Origin of the sequence: Allobosea vaviloviae, from assembly GCF_001298265.1 — a bacterium.
Taxonomy (GTDB): Bacteria; Pseudomonadota; Alphaproteobacteria; order Rhizobiales; family Beijerinckiaceae; genus Allobosea; species Allobosea vaviloviae_B.
Genome location: NZ_LGSZ01000088.1, coordinates 1 through 1,320 on the forward strand (window position 1 = coordinate 1; position 1,320 = coordinate 1,320).

At 63.9% G+C, this 1,320-nt stretch carries 2 protein-coding genes; both read right to left on the reverse strand.

Annotated features, from left to right (window positions below; genetic code table 11):
- Positions 1-473: type IV secretory system conjugative DNA transfer family protein (locus tag AE618_RS25765; protein ID WP_197280889.1), on the reverse strand; the 473-nt coding region annotated here is incomplete at its 3' end.
- A partial coding sequence (gene virB11 / locus AE618_RS25770; protein WP_054211925.1) for a P-type DNA transfer ATPase VirB11 occupies positions 439-1,320 on the reverse strand: 882 nt, incomplete at its 5' end. The genes virB11 and AE618_RS25765, both read right to left, overlap by 35 nt.

The window sequence follows — 1,320 nt, forward strand, 5'->3', positions numbered from 1 at the left end:
GGCCAGTTCAGCAGGTTCGGGATGACATAGCCGACGCCTTTGCCCGAGCGCGTTGGGGCATAGACCATGACGTGCTCAGGCCCGCCGAAGCAGAGGAATTTTCCGTCCTTCCGGCCGAGCAGCATGCCTTGCTTCGCTCGTAGACCAGCCTTGCGGATATCGCGCTCTGTGGCAAAGCGCGCCTCGCCATGCAGCGGGCGCGGTTTCGTCCGCAGAACGACCCCCATCAGCCCGAAGGCCGCGATCGTGCCGGCTAGCGTGCCAAAGGTGATCCAGCGGTCGAGACGTTGGTTCGTGCCGTAATGTGGCCAGGCGAGCGCAAGCTCGTTCCAGTGGAAGCCGCCATCATGCGTGCGAAGACCCAGCAGCAGGACATTCGAACCGACGAACAGGAAGACGGCGATGCCAAGGATGGTTAGGCCGAGCCGCAGCGCTACCCTACGCGCTGGCGAGGCGCTCCCGAATGGGGTCATAATCGATCTCCGTGATGCGGAAGCGGCCGTGCTCGCGTTTCATCTGGATGACGATGTCGACGGTCTGGCGCAGCAGATTGCGGATGTCGTCGCGCGCGAGGTCCCTACCTTCGGCACTCTCCTTCACCAGCAGGGTCAACTGCTCGAAGGCGAGACGCGCGGAATCGGCATGGACTGTCGTGATCGAGCCCGGATGCCCGGAATTCACATTGCGCAGATAGAAGAAGGCGGCGCCGTCGCGCAGCTCCTGCAGCAGGATGCGGTCCGGCCGCATGCGCAGGCAGGATTCCAGCAACTCGCGCGGTCCGATCTTGGCGAGTCCCTGACCATCCTTGGCATAGAGCAGCCGGACATGGTTGGGCTGCGGCACCACAAGCTCGGCGGTGTCCTCGATGGTGATGAGGCGCTCGCTCGCCGGGATCTGGGCGATAAGCCCTTTCGACAGCGTGGTCTTTCCTGAGCCGGTCGCTCCCGAAATGATGATGTTGCGGCGACTGCGAACGGCGAGCGCCAGGAACTCGCGCCAGTGCCCGCCATCGCGCAGGCGCACCAGTTCCTGCTCATCATTTGAGAGGTCGCCGCTCGTGACGCGGATGTCGGAAAACAGGTCGCGCTTCTGAAAATCCTCCAGCGTCATCGTGACGGTCGAGGGCTTTCGGATGGTCAGGCTCACGGTTCCAGACGGCACCGCCGGTGGCACGACGATCTGGCAGCGCTCCTCGCCCGGCAGCGTCGTCGAGACGATCGGATGGTCGGGGCCGATATCTTGTCGGGTATAGCCGGCAGCAGCCGTGGCCAGATGCATGAGATGGGCATGGCCGAGACCGGGCAGCTCATGGTGATGCCA